Annotated in this window: 5 protein-coding genes; 3 read left to right on the top strand and 2 right to left on the bottom strand. The window is 67.6% G+C overall.

Annotated features, from left to right (window positions below; all coding sequences use genetic code 11):
* The first annotated feature begins 462 nt into the window (after window positions 1-462).
* Both AB0395_RS23385 and AB0395_RS23380 read left to right on the top strand, forming a co-directional pair.
* Complete coding sequence (locus AB0395_RS23385; RefSeq protein ID WP_366283625.1) at window positions 463-1,407, top strand: ATP-binding cassette domain-containing protein; 945 nt, start codon at window positions 463-465, stop codon at window positions 1,405-1,407.
* On the top strand, window positions 1,404-2,165 hold the full coding sequence (locus AB0395_RS23380) for an ABC transporter permease (protein WP_366283623.1): 762 nt from the start codon (window positions 1,404-1,406) through the stop codon (window positions 2,163-2,165). Before AB0395_RS23385 ends, AB0395_RS23380 begins: the two co-directional genes overlap by 4 nt.
* On the opposite strand, the gene AB0395_RS23375 is transcribed toward AB0395_RS23380, so the two are convergent.
* Together AB0395_RS23375 and AB0395_RS23370 are read right to left on the bottom strand one after the other, a co-directional pair.
* The gene (locus tag AB0395_RS23375) at window positions 2,149-5,277 is read right to left on the bottom strand and encodes a BTAD domain-containing putative transcriptional regulator (RefSeq protein ID WP_366283620.1); all 3,129 of its coding nucleotides are present in this window, start codon (window positions 5,275-5,277) and stop codon (window positions 2,149-2,151) included. The genes AB0395_RS23380 and AB0395_RS23375 overlap by 17 nt on opposite strands.
* Before the next feature lie 528 nt (window positions 5,278-5,805).
* Complete coding sequence (locus AB0395_RS23370; RefSeq protein ID WP_366283618.1) at window positions 5,806-6,177, bottom strand: DUF5997 family protein; 372 nt, start codon at window positions 6,175-6,177, stop codon at window positions 5,806-5,808.
* A 55-nt stretch (window positions 6,178-6,232) separates the two neighbouring features.
* Here AB0395_RS23370 and AB0395_RS23365 point away from each other — a divergent pair, with 55 nt between their 5' ends.
* A complete protein-coding gene (locus AB0395_RS23365) occupies window positions 6,233-6,961 on the top strand; it encodes a LysR family substrate-binding domain-containing protein (RefSeq protein WP_366283616.1) in 729 nt (242 codons plus the stop codon).
* Window positions 6,962-7,009 lie beyond the last annotated feature (48 nt).

Below are 7,009 nucleotides of genomic sequence, written 5' to 3'. Positions count from 1 at the left end.
AGGCCCACTGCCACCCCCCTGACGGGGGGACAAACCCGACCCCGTGACAGGGCTGCGCTGCGTTGCTGGGGAGGTCTCCGTTGCCTGCGAGTAATCAACAGTCTGGCGGCTGGACACATGGTTCCTACGAATGGCCCAACACCGGCAACCGCGACGTCCAGCAGGTGGCGTAGAGAATGGGCGGCGTGCGCCAGGCAGGCGATGACGAAGGTATCGCCAGGCCGGCGGAGGTCCCGGCGACGATCAGGCCTGATGCGGTGTCACGTCAGTGGCCGCGTCAGCCCGGCGCAGGTCTGATGCGGTGTCACGTCAGTGGCCGCGTCAGCCCGGCGCAGGTCTGATGCGGTGTCGCGTCAGTGGCCGTATCAGTGGCCGTATCAGTGGCCGTATCAGTGGCCGTATCAGTGGCCGCGTCAGCCCGACGACGGCCCGGTATCAGGGCGGTCGGCGATCGTGGATGCCATGAACGGTTCAGCCATTGCGGTCTCAGGACTGCGAAAGGCATACAACGACAAAATCGTGCTCGACGGCATCGACCTGAACGTCCGGACCGGCACGATCTTCGCCCTGCTCGGGCCCAACGGCGCCGGGAAGACCACGACGGTGAACGTGCTGACCACGCTGCTGACCCCCGACGCCGGCAAAGTGATCGTCGCCGGGCACGACGTGGCCACGGAAACCAAGGCGGTGCGCGCGGCGATCGGAGTCACCGGGCAGTTCGCCTCGGTGGACAACATGCTCACCGGTGAGGAAAACCTGCTGATGATGGCGGATCTCCTGCACCTGCCCAAGGCAGAGGGCAAACGCATCGCCCGCCGGTTGCTCGACCGGTTCGAACTGGTCGAAGCGGCCAGCAAATCGGCGGCATCCTACTCCGGCGGCATGCGCCGCAAGCTGGACCTTGCCATGACGCTGGTCGGCGAACCGCAGATCATTTTCCTGGACGAGCCCACGACGGGACTCGATCCGCGCAGCCGCCGCACCATGTGGCAGATCATCCGGGAACTGGTCGCCGACGGCACGACCATCTTCCTCACCACCCAGTATCTCGAGGAGGCCGACGAGCTCGCCGACCGCATCGCCGTACTCGATCAGGGCAAACTGGTCGCCGAGGGCACCGCCGATGAGCTCAAGCGCCGGGTTCCCGGCAGCCATGTCCGGCTACGGTTCACCGGTCGACACGAACTCGACGTCGCGGCACGGATCCTGCACGAGGCCTCAAGGGACGACGAAGAGCTGACCTTGCGTGTTCCCGGCGATGGCGGGGTGAGGTCATTGCGCGCGCTGCTCGATCGACTCGATGCGCATTCCATAGAAGTCGAGGAGTTGTCGGTGCATACACCGGACCTGGATGACGTCTTCCTCGCCCTTACCGGCCACGGCAACAAGGAGGTCAGTGCACGATGAGTGCCATCTCAGCTTCTCTGGCGGATTCCACGACCATGTTGCGGCGCAACTTCCGGCACACGATGCGAAATCCGCTGACACTGTTCAATGCCATCATCATGCCGATCTTCGTGATGTTCCTCATGGTCTACGTACTCGGCGGTGCGTTCAGCGTCGGCACCAACTACGTCGATTACGTGACGCCTGGGTTGATCATGATGACCATCGGCTACGGGGTCAGCTCCACCGCGATCGCGGTGAGTTCCGACATGACGACCGGATTCATCAACCGGCTTCGCGTCATGGATGTGTCCCGGGCCGCGGTGTTGAACGCGCACGTGATCGCGACCATGCTACGGAGCCTGGTGGCCATCGCCTTCATCATCGGGGTCGCGTTCCTGATGGGATTCCGACCGTCGGCGAGTTTCACGGAATGGCTCGGCGTGATCGGCATCGTCATGTTGGCGGTCCTGGCGATCGGCTGGCTGACCGTCGCGTTCGGTCTCGCGGCGAAAACGCCGGAAAGCGCGGGCCTCGCCGCCGTCCCGCTAATGCTCCTCCCCTTCTTGAGCAGCGCATTCGTGCCGGCCGGCAAGATGGGTGCGGGTGCGCGGCAGTTCGCGGAGTACCAGCCGTTCACCCCGATCATCGAAACCCTGCGCGGACTGCTGACCGGCGCGCCGTCGGCGGGCTCGGCCATCGCGGCGATCGCCTGGTGTGTGGGACTCACGTTGATCGGCTACCTGTGGGCGCGCGCGTCGTTCACGAAGCGAGCGTGATCTCGGCCAGCTCCCGCCAATCCCGCCCCCGGCCGTCACGGGTCGCCTCGGTGAACACGGTTTCACCGAGGCGATTCCGTGCGTCCGCGGCGATCCTGGAAGCGTCCGGCTGCGAACGATCCGGTGTACCACGCACACCGTCGCTCGCCGCGAGCAATCGCGCGGCCTGCTCGTACTGTCCCTGGCGCAGCGCGAGATCCGCGATCCCGATCAACACCTCGGCGATCAGCGGCGGATACGTCGTCTCCACGGCAGCGCGGAACGCCTCGGTCCTGTGCGCACGGGCCTTCTCGAGATCCTCGGTGAGATAGCCGTACAGGTCCATGGCCTTGGCGCGGGTCAGGTCGCTCAGCCCTTCGTTGCCCGGCAGCGCCAGCACCGTGGTCAGATGCCGGTGTGCCTCGTCCGGCTCGCCGCGCCAGCGCGCCAGCTGTGCCTTCACCAGCGCCAGCTCGACCAGCGAGTCCGGCCAGGTGATCCCGCTCGCGTACCGCTGCGCTTCGGCCATGGCGGAGGCACTGGATCGCTCATCACCGAGCAGCCAGTACAGCTGAGCCTGCCGCACCTGCAGGCTGACCACTTCCTCCCTCACGCCCAGCTCGGTCAGCGCCGTACTCGCCTCTTCGTAGTGCTCACACGCGCGTGCGAACTCGCCGCGCATGGCGAGCCGATCGGCCAGGAAGGCCAGCGCCAACGAGATCCCCATCCGCTCGCCCAGCGTGCGGAACTCACCAAGGGCGATTTCAGCGTCAATGTCCACGTCGGTCTCGTCGCCGCCGAGCGTGAGCCGAAATCGGCCACGAGTAAGCCTGGCCTGCGCGCGCACCCATGGATCATCATCGGCGATGAGCGGCTCCAACGCGGGCAGGAACCCTGTCGGCTCCTCCAGCATGCGCTCCCACAGCTCGACGAACCCGAGTATGGGGTGGCGGGACCCGCTGCGCTGGGTGACCCGATGCGCCTCGTGGATCCACTCCTGCGCCTGATACTGATCGCGGCCGACCCCGGAGGTCAGGAACACGGTCACGATGGTGTACGCCAGCGCCCGCACCTCGTCGGACACCTCACCGGGCAGCGAGGCCGCCGCGATGCTCAACTCGGCGCCCTCGACCCTGTACCCGCTGAGGAACCAGTACCAGCCCACGGCTCCGACCAGCCGCATCGCCTCCTGAGCCCATCCCTCGGAGATCGCTCCGCGCAGGGCCGCATTGATGTTGTCGTGCTCGACCGCGAGCGTGGACAGCCACTCCAGCTGCTCGACCCGGCGCAGGTGCGGATCGGCCGTCTCGGCCAGCTCGGTGAAGTAGGCGAGGTGCGCCCGGCGCGCCGCCTCGGTTTCCCCGGCTTCGGCGAGCCGGTGCGCCGCGTACTCCCTGATGGTGTTGAGCATCCGGTAGCGCGGCGTGCCCTCGCCGTCGGCGAGCAGCAGCGACTTCTCGATCAACGCGGTCAGCACGTCGAGCACCAACTCCCCGTCGAGCACCAGCTGCCCGTCGAGCACCAGTTCCCCGGTGAACGCCTCGTCCCCGCACACCCGTTCGGCCGCTTCCAGGCTCGCCCCGCCGGAGAACACCGAGAGCCGCCGCAGCACGCCACGTTCGGCCTCGGTCAGCAGATCCCAGCTCCAGTCCACGACCGCGCGCAGCGTCTTGTGCCGGGGCAGTGCCGTACGGCTGCCGCCGGTCAACAGACGGAAGCGGTCATCGAGCCGACGTGCCAGCTGATCGACGGACATGGTGCGCAGCCGTGCCGCGGCCAGTTCGATCGCCAGCGGCATCCCGTCGAGCGCCCGGCAGATCCGCACCATGGCCGACAGGGTGTGCGCGTCGGAGCCGATGTCCTTACGCACCAGATCCGCGCGGTCCCGCAGCAGCCGCACCGCGGGCGAGGACCCGGCCTCGGCGAGGTCCGCTCCCTTCGCGGGCAGCGCGAGTGGCTCGACCTGCCACAGCACCTCCCCGGTGATACCGAGCGGTTCCCTGCTCGTGGCCAGAATCCGCAGCCTCCGGCACTCCCCCAGAAGCCGATCCGCGAAAGCCGCGGCCGCCTCGATCACGTGCTCGCAGTTGTCCAGGACCAGCAGGATCGCGCGCTCCCGGACAGCGGCGATGAGCCGATCCATCGGTTCCCCACCCCGCGCCTCACCGAGCAATGCCTGGTCACGCAGGCCGATCGCGGTAAGGGCGGCCTGCGCCAGGTCACCGCCTGCCTGCACCGAGGCCAGTTCGACCAGCCATGCCCCGTCCGGCAGCTCGGTGAGCATCGTCCGCGCGGTCTCCGTGGCCAGCCTTGTCTTGCCGGAGCCACCCGGCCCCGTCAAGGTGACCAGCCGGTGCCCGATGGCCAAAACGGCGACCGCGGAGATGTCGTCGTCCTTGCCGACGAAACTCGTCAGCTCGGCACGCAGGTTCGTCCTGCGGTTCTCCGCCCGCTCGCCCAGCTCGCCCCGCAGCAACGCGGTGTGCAGCGCGGAGAGCTCGGCCGACGGATCGGCGCCCAACTCCTCAGCGAGCCGCTCGCGCGTCCGCTGGTACACCGTCAACGCCTCAGTCCCACGCCCCGCCTCGGCCAGCGCGCGCATCAAGGCCGCCACGAACCCCTCCCGCAGCGGATACGTGGCGACCAGCTCGGTCAGCTCGGAGACCAACTCCGAGCCACGGCCGAGGCGAATATCCGCATCCACCCGATCCCCGAGCGCGGCGACGTGGAGTTCGTCCAGACGCGCGACCGCGGCGTCGAACACATCGCTGTCTCGCAGTGCGATGTCCGCCATGGCCGTACCCCGCCACAATGCCAAGGCCGAGCGCAGCAGATCCGCCCGCGCCGCAGGCTCGACGGCTGCACGGGCCTGGCCGACCAGGTGCTCGAACCGGGACACGTCCACGGCATCAGGAGCCACGGCCAGCCGGTACCCGCCGGAATCCGCCTCGATCACGCCGTCCGGCAACACCCTGCGCAGCCGGGACACCAACGCCTGCAAGGCATTCACTTCGTCCGCGGGCGGCCGTTGCCCCCAGATCCAGTCCACCAGCCTCGCACGCGTGACGATCCGGCCAGGTTCGAGGGCGAGCGCGGCCAGCAGTGCGCGCAGCCGAATCCCAGGGACCTCCACCACGGCCCCATCACGGTTCCGGACCTCGAACGGTCCGAGCAATCCGACTCGCACATCAGCAATTGTGCCGAACCGCGGCAACAACCGACTAACCACCACCCCACGCGATCCGCAAACACCACCGACCTTCATCGGATCGTTATCACCGCAGCTCGGCAGCTCGCACTCACTCCGGAGGAGTACGGCTCGCCACCGGCCAAACGGCCCTACGACCTTCGACACGCCTGCCTGTCCACCTGGGTGTCCGCCGAAGCAGGTGGCCGAGTGAGCGGGCACCAGCATGGAAGTCCTGTTGCGCACCTAGGCCAAGTGCCTGGCCGGCCAAGACAAGATCGCCATGCGCCGGATCAGCGAAGTCCTTGCCCTGTAGTGCGGGAAGGCATGGGGAAGAGCCAGCCGAATACGGCCGGTGTCAGCCGGACACGGGGCCTCGTCCAGGGGTGTTGTCACCCAGATAGTCACTCAGCGAGGCGATGGCGGCAGCCTGGAGACGCGTCCGGAGTCGGAAACGTGCAGCATCCCAGCTGTCTAGCGTTGCTTGAGGCGGAGTGCTTCTTTGCGGACCTCGACCTGGAGGGACTGCTCGCGCTCCAGCCACGCCGGATTCTCCGCTTTCAACGCATCGATCTCAGCCGTGGTGAGCGGTTCGGTGATCCCATTTCTGATCAGGCCGGCAATGGAGACCCTGAGCTTCGCGGCGATGACCTGCTTGGTGTGCGGGCCGTTGCGACGCAGATCAGCGAGCCAGGCGGGTGGCGTCGACTGCAACTCGTTCAGCTCATCCCTGGAGACGACACCCGCCTGGAACTCGGCGGGAGTGGCCGAGAGGGGGACACCCAGCTTCTTGGCCGCGGTCGCAGGCTTCATTGTCTGGGTGGTCTTCGGTTTGGGCGAGGTCATGGCATCAAGAGTAGTCAGCCGGAACAGGTTCCCTTGACATCGATACCCTGAGGAAGTGGCTGATGGAGAAACCGGCAGGACGTTTCGACTGGCGTACGTGCCCGGGGTGACACCCGCGAAATGGGTCAACGTCTGGACCGAGAGAATGCCCGGCGTGCCGATCACCCTGGTCGCGGTTCCCGCCGCCGAGGTGGTGGAACTCCTGCGGAATGGCGGCGCCGACGCCGGATTCGTCCGGCTGCCGGTCGACCGGGACGGACTCAGCGTGATTCCTCTCTACGTGGAGACCACGGTGGTCATGGCGCCCAAGGACCACGCGATCGCCGCCGCCGACGAGGTGGCCATCGCCGACCTTGTCGACGACGAGGTGTTCCATCCTCTGGACGACACCGTCGAGTGGACGGTCCGGCCCGGGCTGCCCGCGTTCACCCGCCCGGCCACAACGGCGGACGCGGTCGAGCTGGTAGCGGCCGGTGCTGGGATTCTCCTGGTTCCGCTGTCGCTGGCACGCCTCCACCACCGCAGGGATCTCACTCACCGGCCGGTGCCGGACGCGCCGCAGTCTCAGGTTGCGCTGAGCTGGCCCACGGACGCGACCACTGACCTGGTGGAAGATTTCATCGGCATCGTCCGCGGCCGGACGGCGAACAGCTCGCGGGGCCGTACCCCCGCCTCCCCCGCGGAGAAACCGGCACAGCGGCAGGCACAAAAACCCGCACAGAACGGCTCCGGTCGCCGGGCCGCGCCGGCCAGCCGTAAAAAGAAGGGCCACCGGCCTCGGTGACCTTGAGCTTCCCCCCGTAGTTCGGACACCGGCGTGTGGCGTCAGGCG

The sequence above is a fragment of the Streptosporangium sp. NPDC051023 genome (genome assembly GCF_040689595.1).
Classification (GTDB): Bacteria; Actinomycetota; Actinomycetes; order Streptosporangiales; family Streptosporangiaceae; genus Streptosporangium.
This window is presented reverse-complemented; position numbering and strand designations above follow the sequence as displayed.